The 23,576-nt window shown below is 42.2% G+C and carries 23 protein-coding genes, 1 tRNA gene and 1 pseudogene; 12 read left to right on the top strand and 13 right to left on the bottom strand.

Annotated features, from left to right (window positions below; genetic code table 11):
* The first annotated feature begins 31 nt into the window (after positions 1–31).
* The 7 genes from FJX03_06810 (at position 32) to FJX03_06780 (ending at position 3,912) form a co-directional block, all read left to right on the top strand.
* A complete protein-coding gene (locus tag FJX03_06810) occupies positions 32–445 on the top strand; it encodes a hypothetical protein (GenBank protein MBM3633392.1) in 414 nt (137 codons plus the stop codon).
* A gap of 87 nt (positions 446–532) precedes the next feature.
* Positions 533–817 (top strand): hypothetical protein, encoded by a 285-nt coding sequence (locus tag FJX03_06805; GenBank protein ID MBM3633391.1) that lies wholly within the window; start codon positions 533–535, stop codon positions 815–817.
* A gap of 3 nt (positions 818–820) precedes the next feature.
* The gene (locus tag FJX03_06800) at positions 821–1,714 is read left to right on the top strand and encodes a hypothetical protein (protein MBM3633390.1); all 894 of its coding nucleotides are present in this window, start codon (positions 821–823) and stop codon (positions 1,712–1,714) included.
* Entirely contained in the window at positions 1,711–2,529 is an 819-nt protein-coding gene (locus FJX03_06795) for a hypothetical protein (protein ID MBM3633389.1), read from the top strand. The genes FJX03_06800 and FJX03_06795 overlap by 4 nt, the downstream gene beginning before the upstream one ends.
* A gap of 5 nt (positions 2,530–2,534) precedes the next feature.
* A complete protein-coding gene (locus tag FJX03_06790) occupies positions 2,535–2,900 on the top strand; it encodes a hypothetical protein (protein ID MBM3633388.1) in 366 nt (121 codons plus the stop codon).
* Positions 2,901–2,942: 42 nt separating this feature from the next.
* On the top strand, positions 2,943–3,374 hold the full coding sequence (locus FJX03_06785) for a cell wall hydrolase (protein ID MBM3633387.1): 432 nt from the start codon (positions 2,943–2,945) through the stop codon (positions 3,372–3,374).
* A 1-nt stretch (position 3,375) separates the two neighbouring features.
* Positions 3,376–3,912, top strand: a complete 537-nt coding sequence (locus FJX03_06780) for a hypothetical protein (protein ID MBM3633386.1) — start codon at positions 3,376–3,378, stop codon at positions 3,910–3,912.
* A 7-nt stretch (positions 3,913–3,919) separates the two neighbouring features.
* Here the strand turns inward: FJX03_06780 and recG are convergent, their stop codons facing one another.
* A complete protein-coding gene (gene recG, locus FJX03_06775; protein ID MBM3633385.1) occupies positions 3,920–5,992 on the bottom strand; it encodes an ATP-dependent DNA helicase RecG in 2,073 nt (690 codons plus the stop codon).
* Positions 5,993–6,203: 211 nt separating this feature from the next.
* Here recG and FJX03_06770 point away from each other — a divergent pair, with 211 nt between their 5' ends.
* Positions 6,204–6,986: a hypothetical protein gene (locus FJX03_06770; GenBank protein MBM3633384.1), complete on the top strand. Its 783-nt coding sequence runs from the start codon at positions 6,204–6,206 to the stop codon at positions 6,984–6,986.
* 76 nt (positions 6,987–7,062) lie between these two features.
* On the opposite strand, the gene FJX03_06765 is transcribed toward FJX03_06770, so the two are convergent.
* The 3 genes from FJX03_06765 to FJX03_06755 form a co-directional block, all read right to left on the bottom strand.
* Positions 7,063–8,016: an acetyl-CoA carboxylase carboxyltransferase subunit alpha gene (locus FJX03_06765; GenBank protein MBM3633383.1), complete on the bottom strand. Its 954-nt coding sequence runs from the start codon at positions 8,014–8,016 to the stop codon at positions 7,063–7,065.
* Positions 8,013–8,969 (bottom strand): site-specific tyrosine recombinase XerD, encoded by a 957-nt coding sequence (gene xerD / locus FJX03_06760; GenBank protein ID MBM3633382.1) that lies wholly within the window; start codon positions 8,967–8,969, stop codon positions 8,013–8,015. Before xerD ends, FJX03_06765 begins: the two co-directional genes overlap by 4 nt.
* A 164-nt stretch (positions 8,970–9,133) precedes the next feature.
* The gene (locus tag FJX03_06755; protein MBM3633381.1) at positions 9,134–9,478 is read right to left on the bottom strand and encodes a TIGR02300 family protein; all 345 of its coding nucleotides are present in this window, start codon (positions 9,476–9,478) and stop codon (positions 9,134–9,136) included.
* Positions 9,479–9,764: 286 nt separating this feature from the next.
* Between FJX03_06755 and FJX03_06750 the strand changes: the two genes are divergently transcribed.
* The 3 genes from FJX03_06750 to erpA all read left to right on the top strand — a co-directional run bounded on the left by FJX03_06750 (position 9,765) and on the right by erpA (position 12,473).
* Positions 9,765–10,601: a hypothetical protein gene (locus FJX03_06750; protein ID MBM3633380.1), complete on the top strand. Its 837-nt coding sequence runs from the start codon at positions 9,765–9,767 to the stop codon at positions 10,599–10,601.
* 130 nt (positions 10,602–10,731) lie between these two features.
* Positions 10,732–12,039, top strand: coding sequence for a HAMP domain-containing protein (locus tag FJX03_06745; protein MBM3633379.1), 1,308 nt, complete (start codon positions 10,732–10,734; stop codon positions 12,037–12,039).
* A gap of 89 nt (positions 12,040–12,128) precedes the next feature.
* On the top strand, positions 12,129–12,473 hold the full coding sequence (erpA, locus tag FJX03_06740) for an iron-sulfur cluster insertion protein ErpA (protein ID MBM3633378.1): 345 nt from the start codon (positions 12,129–12,131) through the stop codon (positions 12,471–12,473).
* 16 nt (positions 12,474–12,489) lie between these two features.
* Here erpA and ald read toward each other — a convergent pair whose 3' ends face one another.
* The 9 genes from ald to rnr all read right to left on the bottom strand — a co-directional run bounded on the left by ald (position 12,490) and on the right by rnr (position 22,338).
* The gene (ald, locus tag FJX03_06735; GenBank protein MBM3633377.1) at positions 12,490–13,608 is read right to left on the bottom strand and encodes an alanine dehydrogenase; all 1,119 of its coding nucleotides are present in this window, start codon (positions 13,606–13,608) and stop codon (positions 12,490–12,492) included.
* A gap of 176 nt (positions 13,609–13,784) precedes the next feature.
* Positions 13,785–14,081, bottom strand: coding sequence for an ETC complex I subunit (locus FJX03_06730; GenBank protein ID MBM3633376.1), 297 nt, complete (start codon positions 14,079–14,081; stop codon positions 13,785–13,787).
* A gap of 18 nt (positions 14,082–14,099) precedes the next feature.
* A tRNA-Pro gene (locus FJX03_06725) sits at positions 14,100–14,176 on the bottom strand.
* 44 nt (positions 14,177–14,220) lie between these two features.
* On the bottom strand, positions 14,221–15,321 hold the full coding sequence (locus FJX03_06720) for a heme A synthase (GenBank protein MBM3633375.1): 1,101 nt from the start codon (positions 15,319–15,321) through the stop codon (positions 14,221–14,223).
* 107 nt (positions 15,322–15,428) lie between these two features.
* Positions 15,429–17,492 carry a hypothetical protein gene (locus FJX03_06715; protein MBM3633374.1) on the bottom strand — a complete coding sequence of 688 codons (2,064 nt, stop codon included), beginning with the start codon at positions 17,490–17,492 and terminating at the stop codon, positions 15,429–15,431.
* Positions 17,493–17,601: 109 nt separating this feature from the next.
* Entirely contained in the window at positions 17,602–18,318 is a 717-nt protein-coding gene (gene recO, locus FJX03_06710; protein MBM3633373.1) for a DNA repair protein RecO, read from the bottom strand.
* A 145-nt stretch (positions 18,319–18,463) separates the two neighbouring features.
* On the bottom strand, positions 18,464–19,354 hold the full coding sequence (locus FJX03_06705) for a GTPase Era (protein ID MBM3633372.1): 891 nt from the start codon (positions 19,352–19,354) through the stop codon (positions 18,464–18,466).
* Between the two features lie 60 nt (positions 19,355–19,414).
* Complete coding sequence (gene rnc / locus FJX03_06700) at positions 19,415–20,077, bottom strand: ribonuclease III (GenBank protein MBM3633371.1); 663 nt, start codon at positions 20,075–20,077, stop codon at positions 19,415–19,417.
* Positions 20,074–22,338, bottom strand: coding sequence for a ribonuclease R (gene rnr, locus FJX03_06695; GenBank protein ID MBM3633370.1), 2,265 nt, complete (start codon positions 22,336–22,338; stop codon positions 20,074–20,076). Before rnr ends, rnc begins: the two co-directional genes overlap by 4 nt.
* 541 nt (positions 22,339–22,879) lie before the next feature.
* On the opposite strand from rnr, the pseudogene FJX03_06690 reads away from it, so the two are divergent.
* A pseudogene (locus tag FJX03_06690) lies at positions 22,880–23,071 on the top strand (hypothetical protein).
* Positions 23,072–23,576 lie beyond the last annotated feature (505 nt).

Here is a 23,576-nt window from a genome sequence, read left to right as displayed (position 1 = left end):
AATTGAATACTACGTTAAGAAAGGATGAGGTATGATTACATATTTTGCTTGGGCACAAAAAGGAGAAAGCTTTGATCCTCAAAAACATCAACGGTGTGATTTAGATATTTTAAAACTTACCATTGATCATCGTGAGGGAGAAGTGGCCATCGCAACGGTTTTGGTTCCCCATAGTCAAATGAAATTTCATGATCAACATCATGTATATATATCCCAAGGTGGAAAATTACTTTTTTCCGGTCGATTAGTTGCCCTACCTGTTGAAATTAAGGATGAATTGGTCGCTTTGGAATTAACAGCTGAACCGGAGGATGCGGATATCCAACTGCAAACCTTAGGTAAAACTCTAAAAGAGGCTCCCTTTTGGAATGCAAATTTTGTCGATCCCTTTGAACAGAATAATCCGACTGAATGGCTAGAGGGTCGCAGTGCTCTTTATGCTTGAGATCGCCTCACAGGTAAAGTTTGCTTATCAAACCTTTTTGAGGGACGAAATCTTTTAGATTTTTCATCTGTTTTCTTTTCGGATAGTTTGAAAGTTCATTTGGCAGAAACTCCTCTTTCTTCTGTATCAGTTACAGTTACGGCAGAATGGGTTCAAAAAGGAGAAGGAGAAATCAGCTTAGGCAGTAGAATTGGCGCCGCGTTTCCCGGAGGAATGATTAATACATTAACACCACAAGGTTTAGAAGCGACTTGGCCTAAAGAAGGTCAGCGCATGGGAAAAACTGGGTATAGAGTTCTACAAAGCGTTTTAAGATCTGTTTCCCCCCCTCGAACAGGAATTTTAAATATTTATCCCACAGTAACACCTTAATTTATGGGATGGGACGATGCCACTCAGCAACTTAAAGCTATGCGCGGGCAGCGATTTTGGATGGTTGGGACTCTGGTATTGGGCTGGCGTTATCATCAAAAACGCCGAGAAATTGTAAAGTTTACCCTATCTCAAAAGACACAAATGCAGGGCAAAATTCGCCCTCTTACACGAACCCTTAATCTGCGGTTACAAGAACTTTTCCCTTCTCCAGGAGGAACATTTTTCTTGACCCTTCGGGGTCGGCAGGTGGTTGAACATGCATTAGAGAGGGCAAGGGCACATCTTGCAGCAAGTGCTCGCTGTTTAGAAGTTGAGTTTATTATCCCCTTTCAAGCTTGTTTTTCTTTATCACTGGATCTTTCGGTTCGACTGGTTGATTTGCGTATTCCAGGGGGAGAAGTAGTGGGTAAAGTCGTTGCTTATCAATTATATCAAGATGCCCTAAAATCCTACGCCTGGGTGCGATTAGCTGCATCAATTGGAGGCAAAGACAGTGATTATCCACATATAAATGATATATATTATGCACAGCCTGAATATGGCTCGACGTCTGTGCCCATAACTTATCAGACAGCTTCGGGGCTTTGGTACGAGAATTATACGCATCAAAAACCAAAAGAAGGCGTTATTGAGACACAAAACTTAAGCCTCAATGAACTAATAAAAGATGTTTTTGTTAGTTACCATGCCGATCAACAAATCTATGCGCTGCAAAGTCAACAATATCCTATCAACTATAATGTAAAGTCGTATTTAGAAGAAATTCCAACTGTTATTTCTCTTGATCTTTTGAACCTTAAAACAACGTCAGTGGCTGAACATACAATTCATGTAAAGACCTTAAATGTGTGGACAGCGCCCAATCAAATTAATTTAGCAGGAGAGTTATCGTGAGATTTGAAAAAGGTTTGCGCAGTGTCAGTTTAAAAGCTCTTCCTTTGGGATATGGTGCACCCCCTACGGATGATTTTAATAATGAAAACTCCACTTTTCGATTAGGCGGCATTAAAGATGGTGGTGTGTGGCTTACAGGTGAAGATTTGCCGCATATTATTGAAGTTGGGGTGCGTATAACGCCAATTTGGATTGAGAATGAAACAGCGATTGCAGTTCACCATAAGAGTGCATCCTGTCAAATTTATCCAGCAAAAAGTACGTTTTCTAAAGTATTTGTTGAAGCCATGCCAAGTGGATATTTTCAAAAAGTATCCGGTGATGGGAAAATACCTTTTATTGGAGATTCTCTTCTGCAATACAAGCTTGATTTTCCAAAGCCTTATTTGTATGAAAAAAAATTTTTAACTCAAGGCCAAGGGCAAAAAGTATTTTTGGGGTCACTAGAAAATAATGATGAGGCACTCCCGTGCTTATGGGCATATGGAGGACAACAAGTGGGGGATGACATTCATCCCTTCGTATTTAGTTTGGAGTCAATTCGACAGACTACGTGTATTCGCCCAAGCTCCCTTCTAACTTGGAGAGAGCGTGGTATTTATCCCTCATTTATTGCCCCTTCGAGCTATAAAGACTCTGGATTTCAAGACACATTTCACGAAGATCAAACCAGAACCCTCATTGAATCTATAGAAGCGGGACAATCGGTTATTAATGTTCTGATAGGTCGAGATGAAACCGGAAAACCATTACGAATGGCTTATGACTCTTACAGATTTGCAAAAAATTTTATCTTATACAAAAAGAGAGGATAATTTTCATGGGTATAATATATAGGCATCAAAAAAAGGAACCTTTAACAATTGAGGAAATGGATGGAAATTTTGCTCATTTAGAGGCCCGTATGAATTCTCTCGAGCGGCACCCCCCCTTTGTGGAGGGTATTGCCAATGTCGCTCAAGAGGGCGACCAATTAAGGATTTACGGAACCTTAGGAAGCCTTTTAGGGCAGGTAAGGTTGCCTAAAGCTTTCCCAACTCATAAAGGAAAATGGCAAGCCAACACTGCGTATAGGGTCTTAGATTGGGTTCAAATGAACCACGGTGTTTATTCTTGTAAGGAAGTTCACACATCAACAGAGTTTAATGCTGATCTCGCAAAATGGGATTTGGTTTTTGAAATTTAGAACAAGCACTGAATCTTTAATGAATTATCTGGAGGGTATGGTATGGATTTAAGTGATTTAGAGATTGTCGCTCGCACAATTTATGGGGAAGCGCGGGGGGAATATCATAATGTCACAGGGGGATTAGCCTCCTTAATTGCAGTCGCCAATGTTATTATGAATCGATTCACGTATAAGGGTAAATATGGCCAAAATTTGAAAGAAGTTTGCACAAAGCCTTTCCAATTTTCCTGCTGGAATGATAGGGATCCTAATCGCTTGTGCTTACTAGGGTCAACAATTAACGATCCTCTATTTACTTTATGTCACGAAGTCGCCCGAAAGGTTACCTGTGAAGAATGGCCCGATCTTACGAAGGGAAGTGATCATTATTATGCTACTTCCCTGCCAGGAGAGCCTTATTGGGCTCAAGGGCATAAACCCAATCTTCGCCTTGGTCACCACGTATTCTACCAATTAACTAAAGGAGTGTAAGATGGCATTTCCGATTATTGCAGCGGCATTAGGCCTAGCGAGTTTTGCCCCCATTATTGCCCGATGGCTGGGAGGAGATCAAGCTCCTGAGATTGCTGGAAAAGTTGTTGATATTGCTCAAAAAATTACTGGCACACTCGATCCCGTGGAAGCTATTAAAAGATTGCAAGACAACACAGACATGGTGAGTGAATTTCAAAGAGCGATTATTCAAGTGGAAGCTGAAATTGAATTGGCGGTGATGAAAGATCGACAAGAGGCAAGACTGAGGGATGTGGCTCTTGTTAACGCAGGTCGTTCAAACGTTCGTGCTGATGTGATGGTTCTAGCTGCAGCTATAGGATTAATTTTGTGTTTAGCTTCCTTAGCCTATTTTTCTGAGGCTTTACCTGGAGAAGCGGTTGGAATTATTTCAACAATTGCCGGGATTTTCGGCGCTTGTTTAAAAGATGCGTATTCTTTTGAATTTGGTTCTTCCCGGGGAAGTAAAGATAAAGATACGGCGGTTGCAGCCATGCTGGAAAGGAATACCTTTTGATGTTAACTTACCCAGATCGACTATATTTGGCGGCATCGGCTCGGCCATGGAGAGAAAGCAAAAGTTGCAAAGCCTGTCCGCGCGGGCTTGATAAATTTGGATCATCCTGGCAGATTCGACGGGCGTCTTTATTGGCCATTGCAAGCAGTTCTCCGTATAGATCAGGACTTGAAGTAAAGTCTGCTATGCGAAAGCTGGGCAAACCACTTTGTTTGGTTCCCAATAATTCTCCGCTTCCTCTTAGTTTTAAGTCTTCTTCAGAAATTAAGAAGCCATCATTGGTTTGGCGCATAATTTCAAGTCTTTTCCGCCCCGCGGTCGTTAAGGCCTGACTATAAAGGAGTAAGCAACTTGCTGTTTGATTGCCACGGCCAATTCTTCCCCGAAGTTGGTGGAGCTGCGCGAGTCCAAAACGCTCAGCATGCTCAATAATCATGATTGAGGCAGCAGGAACGTCGACTCCTACCTCAATAACAGTTGTGGCAATCAATATGTCTATGGACCCATTAATAAATTGATCCATAACAGCATCTTTTTCATCAGCTTTTAATTTTCCATGGACAAGCCCAACCTTATGGGGGAATTTTTGCGATAAAGCTTGGTATCTTTCAACTGCGGCGGCTAAATCCATAGCTTCAGATTCTTCGATTAATGGGCAAACCCAATAAATTTTAGCGCTCCTCTCCAGAGCCCGACCAACACCGCTTATAACATCATCTATCCGACTGATGGGTAAAACCTTTGTATCAATAGGTAAGCGTCCCGCCGGCTTATCACGAATAATGGAAACATCCATATCTCCATAATTAGCGAGCATGAGTGTGCGGGGAATAGGTGTTGCTGTCATGGCCAGCACATCCGGGTTGTTTCCTTTTTCTGTTAAAGCTAGACGTTGGTCGACCCCAAAGCGATGCTGTTCATCAACAACAGCTAAACCAAGCTTTGCAAAATGCACATCCTCCTGAATAATGGCATGGGTCCCAATGAGAATATCTACCTCATGATTTTTCAAATCATCTAAGATTTGAGCGCGCTTTTTACCTTGATCACGACCTGTTAGAAGGGCGATTCGGATGCCGCAAGTCTGACAAAGAGGCGTTAATTTTGCCGCATGCTGACGAGCTAAAATATCAGTTGGTGCCAAAATCGCGGCTTGAAATCCCGCTTCTGTTGCTAGAACCATGGCCATAAAAGCCACAAGCGTCTTGCCACTGCCTACATCCCCTTGAATAAGGCGTAACATCTGCTGCGGGGACGCCATATCTCGCGTAATTTCCGCGATTGCATTTTCTTGCCCAATGGTTAGGGTGAACGGCAAGTTTTTACGAATTCTATCCTGAAGATGATTTGTTCCTTTAAGAGAATGTCCTTGCACTCTTGTTTGTTGTTGCCGGCGGGTCAGATTAAGGGAGAGCTGATGGGCTAATAATTCATCATAGGCAAGGCGAACACGGGCAGGGAAGGTGGGTTCTAAGTCCTGCTGGTTATGAGGATTGTGAACTTGGGTAACCGCTTCATGCCATTGAGGCCATTGATGAGCTTGTTCCTCAGCAAGCCATTCTGGCAACGTGGGAACGTGAGCAAGGGCAGACTGAATGACGCGACGAACACATTTATTTGATATTCCGGTTGTAAGCGGATACACAGGCTCAGGACCATTGCGATTCATTTCATCATCTGGACTACTAATATGGTCAGGATGGGTTATCTTCCATCGATCCTGGAAACGCTCCAATTTCCCAGAAATTAAACGCTTGGATTCGAGGGGGAGGGCTGATTGAAGATACGGACCTTTTGCATGAAAAAAGACCAAATCAAAGAAGCACTTGCCGTCAAAACAAGTGACTGAATACGGTTTGCGCGGGTAGGGAGGCGGGTTATGGGTCAAGACTTCCCCAATGACGGTTATCATCTCTCCTTCCTTGGCCTCAGTAATATGATTGATAAATCGACGATGAACAAGATCACACGGCAAATGCATAAGAACATCCATAACTCTTGTCCCCAATAATTTCTCAAACAACGGCCGCCGTTTGGTGCCTATTCCTTGAAGACTGGTTATGGAATTCCGCAGAAACATGTTTCCCCGTGAGAGTCATTTTAAGTTTAAACAAATAGTACTCTATTTAGGAGTTTGTCCTAAAGCTTTTTTACGAGAGAATAAAGGGCAATGAAGTATATTGTCTGTCATATTCATAGGATGTATAAAAACTATTGAGAACATTTATAATTCTCGAATTGGGCATAAATTTAATTTTTAGAATAGGAAAATCAGGCAAATAATAAAATGTATGCAATATATTTTTGGGATTATCTTATTATGTGGGAACGGACTTGCTCTAGAAGATCAAGATGTTGCACCCGTAAAAGTTATTGTGCAAACAATAGTAAAGGGGCAAGTAGGAAATTTAGAATTTCGCTCAATAACGCATGGTGATGCACCTGTGGTGGAAGCCATTATCTCACGGTGCACCTTTAAAGAAGGTCTCACACAAAATTCAGAGAAAGACCCACTTGGTGTGAATATCATGGCTCAAAATTTAATTGCCCGCCAAGAATCAGGCAACCCATACAGTGGTATTGTTCTTTCTAGAGAAAATAAGCCCGTTGGTTTTATGACCCTTGGAGTTATGCCTGCTTTGGGTTTTGGTCAAGGATACAAAACCAACGAACACGCAGGAATTCTCGATATTTTTTATAAATTAGGTGCATTAAAATTCAAGGAAAATCAGGATAATTCGGCTGAATTTGCAAGTGGAAAATACGATAAAGTGAGTGATTGTGGGTTAGCAATGTTGGTTCCTGCTTTGCCACGGGGAGATACAAATTTAAGCACAGAAGAAATAAGAAACGCTTTGAGAATAGCGACATCAGTATGTCAGACTTTAGGCAATAGAAATGAAACATTACCTCGGGGTGAAGGTACTGTTCCCGGTATTCTTATGGGGTTATTTCACCCTTTAGACTTACTTATCCCCGATCTTGTGGCTGTTGGCTTTAAAATTATCAGAGATGAAGCTTTAAAAGGATTTTATGATAAAGAGCGTGTGTTGGCTTATGTAAAATTGAAATAGATTATTTTGTCTTTTCAGAAATGAGCCTTAGCAAAATAAATGACTAAGGCTCATTTGCTTTTTCATAACCTGGAGGTTACAGCCCCTTTTTTCCCATAGCCAAAAATTTATCGCGGCGCATTTGCACAAGCTTTCGCCCTTCATGTGCAGATAAGGTTGTAAGAGCTTGATCTAAGGCTTCACCCACAGCTCTAATAGCAGCATCGGCTTGACGATGAGCGCCGCCCATGGGTTCAGGAATGATTTGATCAATAATTTCTAATTTATAAAGATCCTGGGCTGTAATGCGTTGGGCTTCTGCAGCCTCTGCAGCCATGTCGGCACTGCGCCATAATATGGATGCACAGCCTTCCGGTGAAATCACGGAATACACGGCGTGTTCCAGCATCATGACTGTATTGGCTGCCCCAATAGCGATTGCACCTCCAGAGCCACCTTCGCCAATAACAATACTAATGAGCGGAACTTGAATTTTAAGACACGCTTCGATACTGCGAGCTATAGCTTCCGCTTGGCCTCGTTCTTCGGCATCTATGCCCGGCCACGCACCATTTGTATCGATAAATGTAATCAAGGGAAGATGAAAGTGATCAGCCAATTCCATTAATCGGCGAGCTTTGCGATATCCCTCTGGTCGAGACATACCAAAGTTATGACGAATACGACTTTCCGTATCTTGTCCTTTTTGTTGGCCAATAACCATGACAGGTTTTCCCCGAAACCGGGCAAGCCCCCCAATAATGGCTTGATCCTCCCCAAAGCAGCGGTCACCAGCAAGACTTGTAAAATCCTCAAATAAGCCATCAAGGTAATTAAAAAATTGGGGACGTTCTGGGTGGCGGGCAACCTTTACCTTTTGCCAAGGTGTTAAACTTGAATAGGTTTGCTTTAGAAGCTTATCGGCCTTCTTTTGCAAAGTGGTAATCTCGGTTACAATATTCATTTTACCCGAACTATCCAAATGCCGCAGTTCTTCTATTTTGGCTTCGAGTTCAGCAATCTGTCGTTCAAAGTCTAAAAATACAGTCATGAATTTTTCCTTGTTTGGTGCATAGGCGTGCTTTTCTGTAAAGCCGACAAAGGGTGATGGTCATTCACTAAGTTTTTTAAATGGTCTGTAACCACATGAGTATAAATCTGTGTGGTTGATAAATCTGCGTGACCTAATAGCTTTTGAATAGCAAGTAGGTCTGCCCCATTGGCTAAAAGGTGGGTTGCAAATGCATGGCGAATAACATGGGGTGATAATTTGTCAGGATCCAAACCTGTTGCTTTCGCCAATTCTTTGAGCAACTGCCCAAATCGCTGTCTTGTTAAGTGTCCTTCTTTACTGTTAGAAGGAAACAGCCATTTTTGGCCCTTATGGCCCGATCTTAGCAAAAAAGAGGGTCGAACGGTTAGATAAGTTTGTAATGCCTTTAAAGCAGGGTCGCTTAAAGGGACTAATCTTTCTTTCCCCCCTTTTCCTTTTATCAGTAGAAAGGCTTTGCTGGGATGAATGGCTGTAAAGGGTAAAGAGATCAATTCACTCACGCGCAAGCCACTTGCATAAAGCGTTTCAAGCATGGCATAAAGCCGACACCCTTCAGGGTCCGTTTGTGCCGATGCAATTTCTAATAATTGCATGACTTCTTCTTCAGAAAGTATTTTCGGCAAGTTTCGTTGCGGACGTGGTGTATCAATTGTTGCTGTAGGATTGTGAGCAGACCAATTTTCGGACACAAGAAATTGATATAACTGACGTAAACAGGATAAGTGACGAGAAAGAGTTGTGCTTTTCAAGCCCTGTTGTGATAAGTGCATAATATAATGGTTCACTTGATTCGATGTGACTTGATCGAACCGAACGTCAGGCGAGGTGCTATCATTTAAAAAAGCAACGAAATTCTTGATGTCGCGGCGGTAGGCATCTACCGTATTGTTAGCTGCCCCTCTTTCCGCGACTAGCATTTCCAAAAAAGCATCGACCTCAGGATGTAACATCAGATTTACGACGTCAGTTGATCATTTGGAATAGATTTAACTACCGTCACTGGTTTTGCCGGTATTCCAATAACACCAAGGGCAATAATTGCCATAACAATTAGGCTTGCCAATGAAATCCAGAACATTTTAATCATAAGGCTCATCACATATCCCCCTTAAGGTTATTGTTCTTCACCCTCATCAACTGTGTCGATAACATCAGCCATATCGTCTAGGTCTTCGCCTAAGTCTGAAGTATCTTCAATGAGAGTGTCATCATCTTCTTCGCCAAGTTCATCTTCAAGATCTGCTGGCAGATCGAGATCTGTGATAAGGATATCATCTTCTAAAGGCTTTGCAGATACATCGTCAACTACAACTGAGCGGTTACGTGTGCGGCGTCCTAAAGTTTGGAGCTCAAAAGTTTCACCACATTTAGGACATACAATTGGACTGCGCCGCATATCATAAAAACGAGCAGAACAGCTCTGGCAAGCGCGCTTTGTACCCCATTCAAGTTTAATCACGGTTCGTTCTCCTTCACATTTTCTTTTAAAAACTGATAAATTGATGTTCCTTAAAGCCATTTGCCACGAGTCAAAGGCATTTGTCAAAAACAAAAGCATCGATGACTAAGAATTTTAAAGAAGTAAAGTTACTCTTGGTCCCCATTCTATCGATCCATTTTTTTATTTCAAGCTTCTTGTGCATTAATTCTTTGTTAACTTTTGTCTTGTTAAGGTGAAATTAAGCCTGGAGGGGCGAGTAACAATTTATCTTGAATATCAATTCAAGCTCAGAAATGAAGGAAAAATGATGCGAGTATTTTATGTCAAAAGTATGCTTGGCGCTTCTATGGGTGCCCTGCTATTTTCATGTTTTGCCTGTGAAATCTTGGCTGGAGAGCAAGATTCTAAATCGAAGCAACCAAAATCAGAATATGCGTCCGAGCCGTCTCAAAAGGGTATTGATACTTCAAAATCTGAGGTTCAGTCTTCCCAAAATAGTGAGGAACCTACTTTAAGAGCTACGCCCATCGAAGATATCCATCCCAAAACGCCTATGTCAGCTGGCAAAATTTCTACCCAAAAAAGCAATTTTTCACAAAATACTTTGCAAGGTCCCAATTCTAATGCAGCAGCTCTAACGCTGACTTCATCAGAAACACGTGTCTTGAGAAGGTTAGAAAAATTAAACAGCTTAGATGCGGATAATGCTCATGACAATTCGGAAGAAGAGACAAGTTCAGAATATCCTGACGTAGGGAGCACGCCACTGCCCCAAAGTGATAGAATGTATTCCTCATCAAAATCTGAAACACCTTTGACATCAGGCAATCAGGATTTTTATCGTGAAAAACCTTCATATGCATCACCTCTATCTACGCCAGCAACAGCACATTCTTCAAGTGAGGAAGCTAAAATTGTTGTGACACCCAGTGCCTGGGATAATGGAGATGAGCGTAAAGAGCATAAGGATCAAAAAGAAGAGAAGGCTGATTCACCTACATCTGAAGGCCAAGGGCCCGAGGGTAAGCATAAAATGGGTAAATTTGCGCCATCTGGTTCTATAATCCCAATTATCAGAATGGGAGAAAACTCACAAGATGCAGGCGGCTTTACCATCATTACTAATCCTTGGAATAGCTAAGCAAATATTTTACGCACATCCTAAAGACTATAGGGCAATAAGGTGTTGCCCTTTTTTTTTATCTTCACATTCCCTGAAAACTAATGGTTCTAACTTAAAAAATGGGTTAAATTCAAATTAAAGGAATGATATGCATAACCCTCTTATTTTAATAAAGTCCATTTTACCTCGAAGTTTATTCGGTCGTTCCCTTATTATTTTGGTTACCCCTCTTATTTTAGTCCAGGTCGTCTTGGGGTACATTTTCTTCGATCGTCATACGGAAACTATTTTACGACTTCTCTCAAATACCATTTCAGGGGACATTCAATTAATTGTGGAAATGGTTGAGGATGGTCAAAATTTCGATCGAATTGCTGAATTGGCTCATCAAAACCTCAACCTAGATCTTAAATTGCGTCCGGGAGAACGGTTAAAACGTATGGGAATATATAAATCAACTTGGCTCTATGGATTTATGGAAGACGCTTTACATGATAAGCTTAAGTTGCCCTATTTTTTACGTATGGATGCGGATAACATCTATTTAGATGTCGAAATTCGCCAAGGCGTTTTGCATGTTGAAACGCCGCGCAAGCGTTTATTTAGCCGCACAACACCACTCGTCCTTATTTGGACAACAGCTTCAGCATTGCTGTTATTTATTGTGGCTTCTTTATTTATGCGCAATCAAATTCGACCGTTACGTCGTCTCGCAGATGCGGCAGAGCGGTTTGGTCGCGGTCAAGATGTGGGAGACTATCGCCCAGAGGGAGCATCCGAGGTCCGAAAAGCCGGCCTGTCATTTAACATCATGCGAGATCGTATTCGCCGTCAATTGACAGAGCGTACAGAAATGCTAGCCGGTGTTTCACATGATTTACGAACACCGTTAGCCCGTATGAAGTTGCAGCTTGCCATGATGCCTCGAGATGTTGAGGTATTGAATTTGTCGGAAGATGTGGATCAAATGCAAAAAATGCTTGAAGGATATTTGAATTTTGCCAGAGGCGCGGGGGATGAATCTCCACAAAGTATTGTTTTTTCTGCTTTATTGTATGAATTAAAAGGTGAGTTTCGTAATTCAAACTTACAAATTGTTATTCAGTGTCCTGCAGAGCTTAAAATTGAGTTAAAAGTTCAACTTTTTAAAAGGTGCTTGATGAACCTTTTGGTTAATTCACAGCGCCACGCCCAGCATGTCTGGATAATGGCCCATAAAAATGGTCGCTTTTTAGAGATTACGCTCGATGATGATGGCCCAGGCATTCCTGAGTCCCAAAGAGAAGAGGTGTTCCGACCCTTTTATCGACTTGATGTGTCTCGAAATTTAGAAACCGGTGGCGTTGGCCTCGGTTTAAGTATTGCTCGCGATGTCATTCGTAATCATGGTGGGCAGATCCGTCTTGGTGAATCGCCTCAAGGGGGCTTAAGGGTGCATGTTCGCCTTCCTCAGTAGTCTTGGAAAAACTTGCCAAATGAATTGATTTTGTGCTATAAAAAAGATTTAATTTTAATAAGAAGAACAGATGTTCTTGGAGTAAATATATGACGACGCCTCAAATTGAAATTACAGATAGTGCTGCGGCCAAAGTTGCTGACCTTATTGCTAATGAGAAGGGGACAAATCCAAATCAATTAAGTTTGCGTATTTCTGTAAGTGGGGGGGGGTGTTCGGGATTCCAATATCATTTTACTTTGGACGATGCAAAAACTGCTGACGATCAAATATTTGAGAAAAATGGCATTGCGGTTTTAATTGACTCAACATCATTAGGTCTTTTATCAAATGCAATTATCGATTATACACAAGATTTAACATCTTCACAGTTCGTGATAAAAAATCCCAATGCTACGGCGTCGTGCGGTTGTGGAAATTCTTTTTCTCTGTAACCTTAGGCTGGCGCCTTTAAGCTGCCAAAAGAGCTAACGGTTCTACAAATGCTTTACCCAAGTCCCGGGCTACAGCTTCATAAGTAACTTGCCCTTTGTATACATTTAAACCATTGCGCAAATGCAAATCATCAGAAAGTGCTTTTTGATATCCTTTTTGAGCTAAGGCAATAACATAAGGCATAGTTGCATTATTGAGAGCAACCGTTGATGTTCGTGCGACACCACCTGGCATATTAGTGACACAATAGTGAATGATATTATCAACTATATAAATGGGATCAGTGTGCGTTGTAGGGCGACTGGTCTCAAAACAACCACCTTGATCAATAGCGACGTCAACAAGTACAGAGCCGGGGCGCATTTTTTGGATATGATTTCGTGTTACAAGACGGGGAGCTGCTGCGCCAGCAATCAAAACGGCCCCCACCACAAGATCTGCGTCCGTTACATAGCGCTCAATGGCATCTGTTGTTGAATAAATTGTGTGAACGCGTCCATCAAATTCAATATCCAGCTCTTTTAGACGACGAGGATTGCGGTCAAAAATTGAAACTTGAGCACCAAGTCCAATTGCCATCCGTGCTGCATTCGCACCCACAACGCCTCCTCCCAAAATAACAACTTTTCCAGGACTTACACCCGGAACACCCCCTAAGAGCACACCAGATCCGCCTTGGCCTTTTTCTAGATAGTGAGCGCCAGCTTGTATAGACATTCGTCCGGCAACTTCGCTCATGGGAGCTAAGAGAGGAAGGCCACCGTATGAATCAGTAACGGTTTCATAGGCAATAGCAATACAGCCAGATTTAATTAATCCCTCGGCTTGTTCGAGGTCTGGAGCGAGGTGGAGGTAGGTAAAAAGAATTTGATCTTTGCGCAACAGCTCATATTCTTGCGCTTGTGGCTCTTTTACTTTAATAATCATATCGCATTGGGCAAATACGTCGCTGGCAGTTTGATGAATAGTAGCCCCCGCCATCTGATATTGTTCATTTTCGAAACCAACGCCTAATCCAGCATTTGTCTCAATGGCAACATGATGACCCAAATGCGTTAATTCCCGAACGGAGGTCGGTGTTAATCCAACACGATATTCATGATTTTTAATTTCTTTTGGCACACCGATTCGCATTTAATTCTCCCATTAACAATTTATTTAGGTAAGTTTAGTTTTTTACCCGATTTCAAATGTATTTGCATTAACATTCTTTCAAAAAATGATGCTAATTGCTGAAAATAAAATTAAGCTAAATTTCATAACAAAATTGTTTTGCGTTGAAGAAGGGTAAAAATACTATTAATTTCAAATTATTCAACGCGATCAAACCGAAAGTTATTGGCGTAAGCTTTGGAGGGTGAAACAGGCAAATGAGCGGTTTCAATTTGAACCACAAGGTTTCGCGCTTTTGCATAAGCTATAGCCGCATCAAGGGAACGAAACGTCAATCGAAGCTGGTGAAGCGTATCGTTTGACCCATACCAACCCATGATGGGATCAACAAACGACACATCCTTGGGACAAAATTCTAAGACCCATTGACGCGTACGAGCTTTTCCGGATTGCATGGCTGATTTGGCGGGTTTAAAAATACGAGCTTGAACCATTTGGCATATTCCTTGAAATGGTCGGGACGAGAGGATTTGAACCTCCGACATCCTGCTCCCAAAGCAGGCGCGCTACCAGGCTGCGCTACGTCCCGTACTCACAGTACTTACCCATTCGAATAGGGCATATCTTCATTAACTACACCAATTCTCCTTCCCTGCCAAGATCAAAGTTTGAGAACTTCTTTTGTGGCTTCCCGAGAAAATACAAGGAGAGTCCCAATGTAAAGAGTAAAATAGCCATACCTTGATGAAGGGTACCCAAAGTTACGGGAACTTGATAGAGAAGTGTTAAGATTCCCAGTGCTCCTTGCAAGAGGGCGACACAAGCAAAAGCGCCAGAAACCTGTCGTGTAAGTCGATTAGGACTTAAAATAATGGTATTCCAGGTCGTGTATAAGATGAGAATTATAGTACTCACAGCGATCCATCGATGTAACCATTGAATGAGGGCAGCGTTTTCTAGAAAATTGAGCCATAATGGATGATAAAAGGCCCATTCGCCAGGGAGAAAGTGCCCTCCCATTAGTGGAAATGTATTGTAAATCAGGCCAGCTTTTAGGCCCGCTACGAATCCTCCGTAGAGAATGGTCTTTGTAAGGGCAAGGCAACAGAGAAGGCTCAAAATTCCAATCATCTTAGGCTCGGGTTTGATCATTTCTTTTTTAGGTGTCACCATGATCTCGAGAGCCGTCCAAAAAAGCAATCCATAAAGTGCTATGGCAAGTGATAGGTGAATTGTTAAACGATAATGACTGACTGTTGGATCTTTCACGAGGCCACTTTTCACCATGTACCATCCTATAAATCCTTGAAATATACCCAATCCCAAGGCAAATATCGCCCGTCTTTTTAATAAGGGAGAAAGTCGACTCGTGCTCCAGAAGTAAATGAGGGGGATTATGAACCAGAGACCCATCAATCGGCCAAGAAGGCGATGTGCATATTCCATAAAATAGATAAATTGAAAGGAGGAAAGGCTCATTCCCTTATTAACAAGTTTATATTCAGGAAAGTGTTGGTATTTTTCAAACTCCTCAATCCATTGTGTTTGATTTAAGGGTGGTATAATACCTGTAATAGGCTTCCATTCTACAATGGATAAACCGGAATGAGTGAGACGCGTCGCTCCGCCGAGGATAATCATAAGCCAAATTAAAAAGCAGGTGCTCAAAAGCCATAAAATGATAGGACGGCTGTTAGAGATACTGGGAATAGGGGCCATGACAATTTGATCCATAAAATTTTTTAAAGAATAGGGAAAATTTCAGGATGGTGCAAGAGGGGGCTTATATAGTTACGATTCAAGAAATTGGTTTCTTGGAGTGGTAATGCTATTCCTTATTCCTATTTGTTGATTGGTACGCAGACAAGAGAGTGCTGCCCCTTTTCCAAACTTATAGATCCCTTGTATTGAGGAAGGGCATCATCAATAAATTCCGAGCGTTTATGCCCTCTAACGATTGCTAAAGTTCCAAAATCGTCAACAACAGATATTTTCGGGTCGTTGCAGCCGAGTATCAAGTCATGGAGGCGCCACTGAAATCCCTGAATGAGTTTTTGACAATTTGCACAACAATCTCTGTAAGAATCAATACAGAGTATAGCATGGGTGATTGTAATAGGTTCTTGAGTACCTCTTAGAGCTTTCTGACGAAGGAGTGGGGGTAAATTTCTGACGAGCTTACACAAAAGAAGAGCTTCAGAATCTAAGCAATTATTTTTCCAAGGACCAACAATGATTTCCCGGCGTATGCGTTGCTCGAGAGCGATACCAAGCGGAATACTTTTTTTCCCAAAAGGGAGCTTATGAATTTCCAATCTCTCTTTCGGTGATAGCATGTCTTGCATTCCTGTAACAATTTTATTTTCTTGCTTGAATTTTAAATCAGGTGCACCAAAAAATTTCCCTCCCGATAGAAATAGCTCTTCCAAGGGAATGATAACTCTTTCCTCATTTTTTCCTTTATCGAAATGGAGCACTAATGCACCTTGAGCAATATTCGGCAATTTGTCAGTTTGAGGTGACAAATGTGTCATTGCTTTAATCTGACGCAGAAAATCAAGTTGAAAACAGAAAGGTGACTCACTGCGAAAAGGAAACGCATAAGTATTGCCATTATAAGTGTAACTTGATGAAGTACGTTCTTGAAGATTCAACCGAACTTCTCTGATATTCATTTCCCGAGGTATAAAGGGCTTTCTGGAGTTTAAGATTTCGGATTTCAGCTCTGGATTTTCTTGTTTGGCTGCGGGTTGGGGTAATGGAATTGCAGGTGCTATTTCCGTAGGCTCTTCTGAGTCATTTGACAAACTTGTGTCATCCGTTGCTGGCGTATCTTCTGTATCCAAAATTGAGGTTGAAGATGTAGAAGACTCTACAACTTTTTCATAGTTTTGAGGAAATTTGCTTTGTTTTTTAGATTTGTTCGATGCTTTTCTCTGGGATTTTTGAGAAACCCCCTTCTTTTTTGAAGATCCCTTTTTATTAGTTTTGAGTTGAGGTTGTTTTTGCGGTGCTGCTTTTGGAAGTACCTTTATGGCTTGCGGTCCTGAAATGGATAATGTATAGGCTTCAAAAGCTTTTGCCATAGGACTGGTAACATCTAAAATTAGGTGGTCAGAAGGCTGACTTTTTCTGAAATAGATAAGTTGTTCCATATAATAAGCGGATCTTTGGGAAGCATTCACTAGGTTTTCAAATTCAGCTCCCTTAACTTCTTCTACCTTACAATCTGAAATATCGATTTCTTCCTTCGTATTTTTATCGACTATTCCAATTAATTTTCCAAACTTTATGGAATGATCATTTCCAAGATGCAGAGAAAGGGTTTCACATAAAGCGAAAATAGCTCTATTCGTGAAAAATTCTTCGGAATTATAGCGTGAGCGAGGGTTCTCTTGAAGATCAACAACGGCAAATTCATCAAAATTTGCAAGTTCATAAGACAAATGGGGTAGTAGAGCTTTCCATGTTTCAACTGTATTATGAGGTTCTGTATTATAAAATGCTAAAACACGGTCTAGAAAATTCCAATATAGTGAAGAAAATGTAAGGTCACTTAAGACAGCAGTGATAATTTTTGCCGTACGGATTTTTTTCTGAGCTGTAGCTGATAAACCTGCTCTCAAATTAACATCGTTATCATTAAGATTTGGAATAATTTTTTTAGCCAAAGTCAGACGTGTTTCACTAATCACTGAATCGTCTTGAAGAATTTTAATCGTATCCTTAAACCATTGAGAACGTGTTTGGGCCAAATTGTGCATATCAGACCAAACAGATTTTGGGTTGTATGCTTGTTGGTAAATTTGTCCGGATTCTGCTTCATTCGCTTCAGCTTCCACGCCTTTGCAAATATAATTGAAATTCAAAAACAAAAGGAGAAGAAATATAAAACAATGTGACATTATAGGATGCTTTCTAGCTAATTTTATATTTATCATATCTTTACCTTTATGTTTATATAGGCATTTGAATTTGAAAAAACAAGTTTTTACCTATGGACGAATTAAGAACTCAAGATTTATGAAAAGACCTGATTACAATTTCCATCAACCGCTCTCGACTTTGAGGAAGCCCTTTATGTTGCGTGAGATGTTGGCCCAAAAAATACCCTGTAACGGCGAGGGATGAACATATATCGGGTGCTGCCGTATCATCAACCCAGTATTGGGGCAGCGGCAGAAGTTGAGTTTTATAAGGTTCTCCCGCATTTTGGCTAACCGCTCGCCCACTTTTGGGTGATATATAAAGAAGGTCATGACTTTGGCCTGTGGCCGCACACACCGATAAGTCGAGACCAAAACCGAGTTCTTTCAGAAGTGCCAATTCATAATTTACATAAGAAGTCAGGCTTTGGGGAGATTCTGTGAGATCTTGTATCAATTGTTTTAGGTGTTCAAAGAGGTGGGGGTAGGGGTGGCGTTCTGCCAAACACTGGTCCGTAAGGCTACAAGCGCTGCTGAGGGCGGTAAGAGCTGTTGGGAGAAAGAGAAGCCTTGCTCCCATAGCAGCGGTTGTTTCTAAGTTCCATTGCCCTAAATGCTCCGGCAGTCGGGCATTCCAGCTTGCATCGACAAATGTACCAGCTTCAATACTTAAACGAGATCGGGATTTAGGGACGCGGATTAATCCCGCGTGACGCCCATAGGTAGGGGTTAAGAGGGTAACGATTCGGCTATTTTCTCCATAGATGCGTGTCGACAAAATAATGCCACTATCTGTCCATTTCATTTATTTATTCCTATACCCTCGCATTAATTCCTTAGGCTTTGCGTCAATTTGTTGAGGATAGGAAGATAATAGTTGAGAATTGATTTTAAAAATAGAGGGATTAGGAATACAAGAGTTGCTGTATCTTTAATCTCTGATGTGTCAACTATACGTTAAAATCTAAGCCCATTAAGCGGTACATAGCCGGTTTGTTGGTCCAATCCTCCAAGACTTTTACATGAAGAAAAAGATGCACGGTGCGATTTAGGAAGATTGACATTTCTTCCCGTGCGGCACTGCTGATGGCTTTGATTTGATGACCCCCTTTACCTAGGACAATGGCTTTCTGTCCTTCTCGTGTCACATAAATGACCTGATTTACTTTGACAGTACCATTTTCAAACTCTTCCCAGGCTTCCGTTTCAACCATAACATTATAGGGAAGCTCATGGTGGAGACGTTGAAAGAGTTGTTCCCGAGTGATCTCTGCTGACCATAGCTTTTGCGGCATGTCAGTTAATTGATCTTCAGGGTATAACCACGGACTTAGAGGAAGTTCAGAGGCTAAAAAGTTAGCAAAATCTCCCACACCATCGCCGGTGAGGGCGGATATCATGAATGTGTGTGTAATATTGCTAAATTTTTGAAATTTTGCAGTAATCTCTAACAGATCCGTGTGTTTCACTTGGTCAATCTTATTTAAAACAAGAATAACCTGACGGGTATTTAGCTTTTCTAAAATCGCAAAACTACTGGCCAAAGATTTTTGACTGACGTCAACAAGGAGAGTCGTTATATCCGCATCTCGACTCGCTTCCCAGGCTGCTTGAACCATAGCCCGTTCTAATCGTTTTTGCGGTGCAAAAATTCCCGGCGTATCGACAAGAATAAGTTGGCTATCTTCGTGTATTGTAATGCCTAAAATACGTTGACGCGTGGTTTGAACTTTGCTGGAGACAATCGTAACTTTATGACCAACCAGTTGGTTAATTAACGTTGATTTGCCTGCATTAGGTGCTCCTAATATAGCAATGAAGCCGCACCGAGTTTGTTTCATTTTATTATTTCCATGGTTTCTAAAGTTGTTATCAAATATCCGAATTTATCCATAAAAGTTTCAGGACTCATTGTCGTCTAAAAGAGCTTTTGCCGCCATTTGCTCCGCTTGACGTTTGGATGTACCCGTCCCTATAGCTTCCCCAAATCCTGAGACGTATACGCGAACTGTAAACGTTGGCGTATGGGCTGGGCCAGAATGCTCAAGAATCTCATATACAGGAACACTACCAAGACTCTTAGACTGAGCCAATTCTTGGAGGGCTGTCTTAGGGTCTTTGGGGGGCCGGATATCCTTTTCGAGCAAAGGGATCCAGTAATTATGAATAAATACTGTTGCAGCCTCCAGTGTGCCGTCCAAATAAATAGCTCCAATAAGGGCTTCTACTGCATCCGCAAGCACAACCGAGTTTGGGGATGTATCTGCTAAGGATGCGTTTAAAAATTCTGAAAGATGTATTTGTTGGGCAACCTCAAGACAAGCCTCCCGGCAAACCAACGCTGCAAACCTTTTTGCGAGATCGCCTTCTTTTTCATTCGGGTAGCGCTCATAAACCATTTGAGCCACGACAAGACCAAGTACGCGGTCGCCCAGAAACTCCAAGCGCTCAAAATCACTCACTTTTTGTGAACGACTCATACTGGGGTGTGTAAGCGCATTCTTCAACAAAGACTCATCTTGAAATTGATAGGATATTTGTGTCAGAAATAGAGGCATATTCATGGACGCCTCCATGATTTTTTATTCTTTTTCAATGATTTGTGAGGTTTGGTTTTAGAGGAGGGAGTGGGTGTTTTATTTTGAAATCCGTTTCCATCGGCAATGCCAAAAATAAGACTATTGGCTGCAATGCTGGCGGATTGAAGAAGGACCTCTAGATGACTTCCCAGTTGATAGGTTTTTTTCGTGCGCCGTCCAACCAGACTGTGTGTGTCTTCATCATGGTGAAATACATCCCCCTTTAGGGATCCCCGAGGAATAAAACCTTGAGCACCTGTCTCTTTAATAGCCACAAATAGACCAACTTTGGTTACGCCAACAATGGTGGCTGAAAAGGTTTCGCCGACATGAGGAAAATGATAGGCCGTAACAAATCGGTCCATAACTTCCCGTTCGGCAATTGCGGCTCGACGTTCTGTTGCTGAAATATGGTCGGCAATATCTGTTAGCTTAGCCTTCTTGTCAGGTAAACCATCCCTCCCTAAATTCAAGGCTGAAATAAGGGCTCGATGCACAATCAAGTCAGCATAGCGACGAATAGGCGAGGTAAAATGTGCATACTGAGACAGACTTAAGCCAAAGTGCCCAATATTGACAGGATGGTATCTGGCTTGAGCTTGGGAACGTAAGACAAGGTCCATAATCATTTGCGCTAGAGGTGTGTTACGTGTACCTGCCAAGAGGTCGTTAAATTGAGGGGGTTGAGGATTTGTTGCTTTGGTAAAAGGAATTTTCAATTTGCGCAAAGTCAATCTCAGGTTGGCAACGCGTAAAGCATCCGGTGCATCGTGTATACGATAAAGGCAAGGCCAACCTGTCGCTCCTAAAGTTTCGGCAGCGGCTACGTTTGCACAAATCATGAATTCTTCTATAAGTTTGTGGCTATCAAAGCGTGGGCGGGGGATGATGCGATCAATGTGTCCATCGGGTCCAAAAATAACCTGTCGCTCTGGTTGTTCAATATCGAGTGTGCCCCGTTTGTGACGTGCTTTTAATAAGGATTTATAAGCCCCATAGAGGGGTTTGATGACCGTATCAAGAAGAGGGCGCGTTACCTCGTCTAGGGAACCATCCATCGCTTTTTGCACTTGAGTATAGGTTAAGCGAGCTCGAGATCGCATCAATCCCCGTTTGATATGGTGTGATTTCAGCTTTCCGTGCGAAGATAAAATCATTTCTACGGCGAGACACGCTCGATCCACATGAGGTTTTAATGAGCAGAGTTCATTTGATAAGGCTTCAGGGAGCATTGGCACGACCCGGTCGGGAAAATATACAGAGTTTCCGCGGTCGCGGGCAGCCAGATCAAGTGCATCCCCCGGACGGACATAAAAGGAAACATCCGCAATGGCTACCAAAATTCGCCATCCCCCAAGATTTTGGGGATTTTCATCAGCTATGGCAAAGACGGCATCGTCAAAATCTCGCGCATCTTCTCCATCAATAGTTACAAGGGGAATATCGCGAAAATCTTCCCGTAGAGTTAAGTCAGGAATTTTTCCTTGCTCACTTAAGGCGATAGCTTCCGGTGAAAATTCGTGAGGGAGGTTATGGCTATATATGGCCATTTGGCTAAAGCTTTTGGGGTCATCAATGCGACCAATTTTTTGATGAATTTTAAGACCATCTGTTGAGGAGACGGAATAAGTAACAATATCACCATCTTGCAAATTTTCTGATTCGGCCGGGATAAGGCGGGCGCCCGGGAAGGTATCTTTTCTATGGCAAGAGCTAAGTCGGCCCCCCCCATTTCGATTGGGTGTAAACAAACCCAGATGAACCTTAGCGGTTTTTTCCAGTTTCTTAATGATATCCGCAAGCCATAAGCCTTTTATTTGAGATTGGAGACGAATCAAGACATGACTACCCACCTCAAGAGAAAGGAATAACGCTTTGTGTTTGGGGTGCGTCCGTTTCAAAGGATTAAGTTCAATGCGGGGAGAGGGGGTTTCTTGTGTCCACTCTAGAGGTATAGCAATAAATTCAGCATCTTCCCCAATAGCAATGATTTCAGCAACAATAACCTGACCCACATTAAGGGTGCGATCAGTTGCAACAACGCGGCGTCGAGGACCTCGATTCAGTTTACCAGTGGCTTCTAAATCAGACAGAATATTTTTTAAAGCAATGCGTTCATCGCCACGAACACTCAATTGGCGGGCAATTTCATTTTTGGTGAGAGGCTTATTACTACTAGCAAGAAGTTCTAAAACTGTTTTGCGTAAATCATGAGGAGAGCGGAAGGTATTTATTTTCTTTTTCATTCTAATGAAGACTATACCTTAAAGTGAGAGAGATAGGAACAGGTTTGTTAACTTGTTCCTATCTTTGTCTATTTGGGCACTTTATAAGATTATTGAGTAATCTTTCATTATACCCAACCAGTCTAAAACTATTTCTTTTTGTTTTTAGCGGCTTTATCCATGGCAGCTTTATCCCTGGCTGCTTGGTCACTAGCTGCTTTGGCAGCTTTAGCTTTTTGATCTTTCGCAGAACTTGCATTGTTTTGCGTTAAATTCTGCGTCGCGGTCACAGGATTAGGGCGTGCCGGAGCCGCTGCAGCTTTTTGTTGTTGATCTTGCATCTTTACTTTTTCTTTAGCAATTTCCGCTGCATTGCGTTGTACAGGAGCCGGCATTGGCGCTACAGCCCGTGGTGGATTAGATGCTTTAGATGCTTTGACCTTAGTTGCCGCTTCCTGTTTAGTAGATGCACAAAATCCTTTTCTAAGTTTTTGGCCATTTGGACAACTCTGCACATTCATGCCTGCTGCGGAGCCTGGCATGTTTGTACCCGTAGGAGTCGATCCTTGTACTCTTGTTGATCCTGCTAGTGCTGGCGCTGCTGCTGATCCTGCTGGCGCTGATCCTGCTGGTGCTGGCGCTGCTGCTGATCCTGCTGGCGCTTTTTGTGCTGGTGTTCCTGCTGGTGCTGGCGCTGCTGCTGATCCTGCTGGCGCTTTTTGTGCTGGTGTTCCTGCTGGCGCTGATCCTGCTGGGGGTGGTGATCCTGCGGGCGGTGGTGATCCAGCGGGCGGTGGTGATCCAGCGGGCGGTGGCATCAAATCTCCTGGAAAATATGTATTACCTGATCCACCCTGTCTTAGTGCATTTATTTTACCATTTCCTGGTGTTACTTCTCCATTATTAGATGAACTAGTTGTTAGTGCAGATGCAGCTGAGGGATTTGTATATTGGTTGTTGATTTTATTGCCACTCTTATCATACATCGTAGTCGTAAATTTGCCATCAGCGCCCTTGACTGTTGTTGAATAACTACCGTCTGTATTTTTAACAGTATAATTATCGGCTCCCCCTGTGGTCAAACTCTTCATATAGTCTCCCCCACTTTGCATACTACTCGAGGTTGCAGATCCTCCATTATTAGATGAACTAGTTGTTAGTGCAGATGCAGCTGAGGGATTTGTATATTGGTTGTTGATTTTATTGCCACTCTTATCATACATCGTAGTCGTAAATTTGCCATCAGCGCCCTTGACTGT

This window comes from Alphaproteobacteria bacterium (genome assembly GCA_016870095.1).
Lineage (GTDB): Bacteria > Pseudomonadota > Alphaproteobacteria > Paracaedibacterales > VGCI01 > VGCI01.
The sequence above is the reverse complement of the archived record's forward strand: the minus strand, read 5'-3'. Positions and strand labels throughout refer to the sequence as shown.

Bases quoted from the DNA above. Each gene is read 5' to 3' on its own strand.
- FJX03_06810 (MBM3633392.1), top strand. From the start codon at position 32: ATGATTACATATTTTGCTTGGGCACAAAAAGGAGAAAGCTTTGATCCT.
- FJX03_06800 (MBM3633390.1), top strand. From the start codon at position 821: ATGGGATGGGACGATGCCACTCAGCAACTTAAAGCTATGCGCGGGCAG.
- FJX03_06790 (MBM3633388.1), top strand. From the start codon at position 2,535: ATGGGTATAATATATAGGCATCAAAAAAAGGAACCTTTAACAATTGAG.
- FJX03_06785 (MBM3633387.1), top strand. From the start codon at position 2,943: ATGGATTTAAGTGATTTAGAGATTGTCGCTCGCACAATTTATGGGGAA.
- FJX03_06780 (MBM3633386.1), top strand. From the start codon at position 3,376: ATGGCATTTCCGATTATTGCAGCGGCATTAGGCCTAGCGAGTTTTGCC.
- recG (MBM3633385.1), bottom strand. From the start codon at position 5,992: ATGTTTCTGCGGAATTCCATAACCAGTCTTCAAGGAATAGGCACCAAA.
- FJX03_06770 (MBM3633384.1), top strand. From the start codon at position 6,204: ATGCAATATATTTTTGGGATTATCTTATTATGTGGGAACGGACTTGCT.
- FJX03_06765 (MBM3633383.1), bottom strand. From the start codon at position 8,016: ATGACTGTATTTTTAGACTTTGAACGACAGATTGCTGAACTCGAAGCC.
- xerD (MBM3633382.1), bottom strand. From the start codon at position 8,969: ATGTTACATCCTGAGGTCGATGCTTTTTTGGAAATGCTAGTCGCGGAA.
- FJX03_06750 (MBM3633380.1), top strand. From the start codon at position 9,765: ATGATGCGAGTATTTTATGTCAAAAGTATGCTTGGCGCTTCTATGGGT.
- FJX03_06745 (MBM3633379.1), top strand. From the start codon at position 10,732: ATGCATAACCCTCTTATTTTAATAAAGTCCATTTTACCTCGAAGTTTA.
- erpA (MBM3633378.1), top strand. From the start codon at position 12,129: ATGACGACGCCTCAAATTGAAATTACAGATAGTGCTGCGGCCAAAGTT.
- ald (MBM3633377.1), bottom strand. From the start codon at position 13,608: ATGCGAATCGGTGTGCCAAAAGAAATTAAAAATCATGAATATCGTGTT.
- FJX03_06730 (MBM3633376.1), bottom strand. From the start codon at position 14,081: ATGGTTCAAGCTCGTATTTTTAAACCCGCCAAATCAGCCATGCAATCC.
- FJX03_06720 (MBM3633375.1), bottom strand. From the start codon at position 15,321: ATGGATCAAATTGTCATGGCCCCTATTCCCAGTATCTCTAACAGCCGT.
- FJX03_06715 (MBM3633374.1), bottom strand. From the start codon at position 17,492: ATGTCACATTGTTTTATATTTCTTCTCCTTTTGTTTTTGAATTTCAAT.
- recO (MBM3633373.1), bottom strand. From the start codon at position 18,318: ATGAAATGGACAGATAGTGGCATTATTTTGTCGACACGCATCTATGGA.
- FJX03_06705 (MBM3633372.1), bottom strand. From the start codon at position 19,354: ATGAAACAAACTCGGTGCGGCTTCATTGCTATATTAGGAGCACCTAAT.
- rnc (MBM3633371.1), bottom strand. From the start codon at position 20,077: ATGAATATGCCTCTATTTCTGACACAAATATCCTATCAATTTCAAGAT.
- rnr (MBM3633370.1), bottom strand. From the start codon at position 22,338: ATGAAAAAGAAAATAAATACCTTCCGCTCTCCTCATGATTTACGCAAA.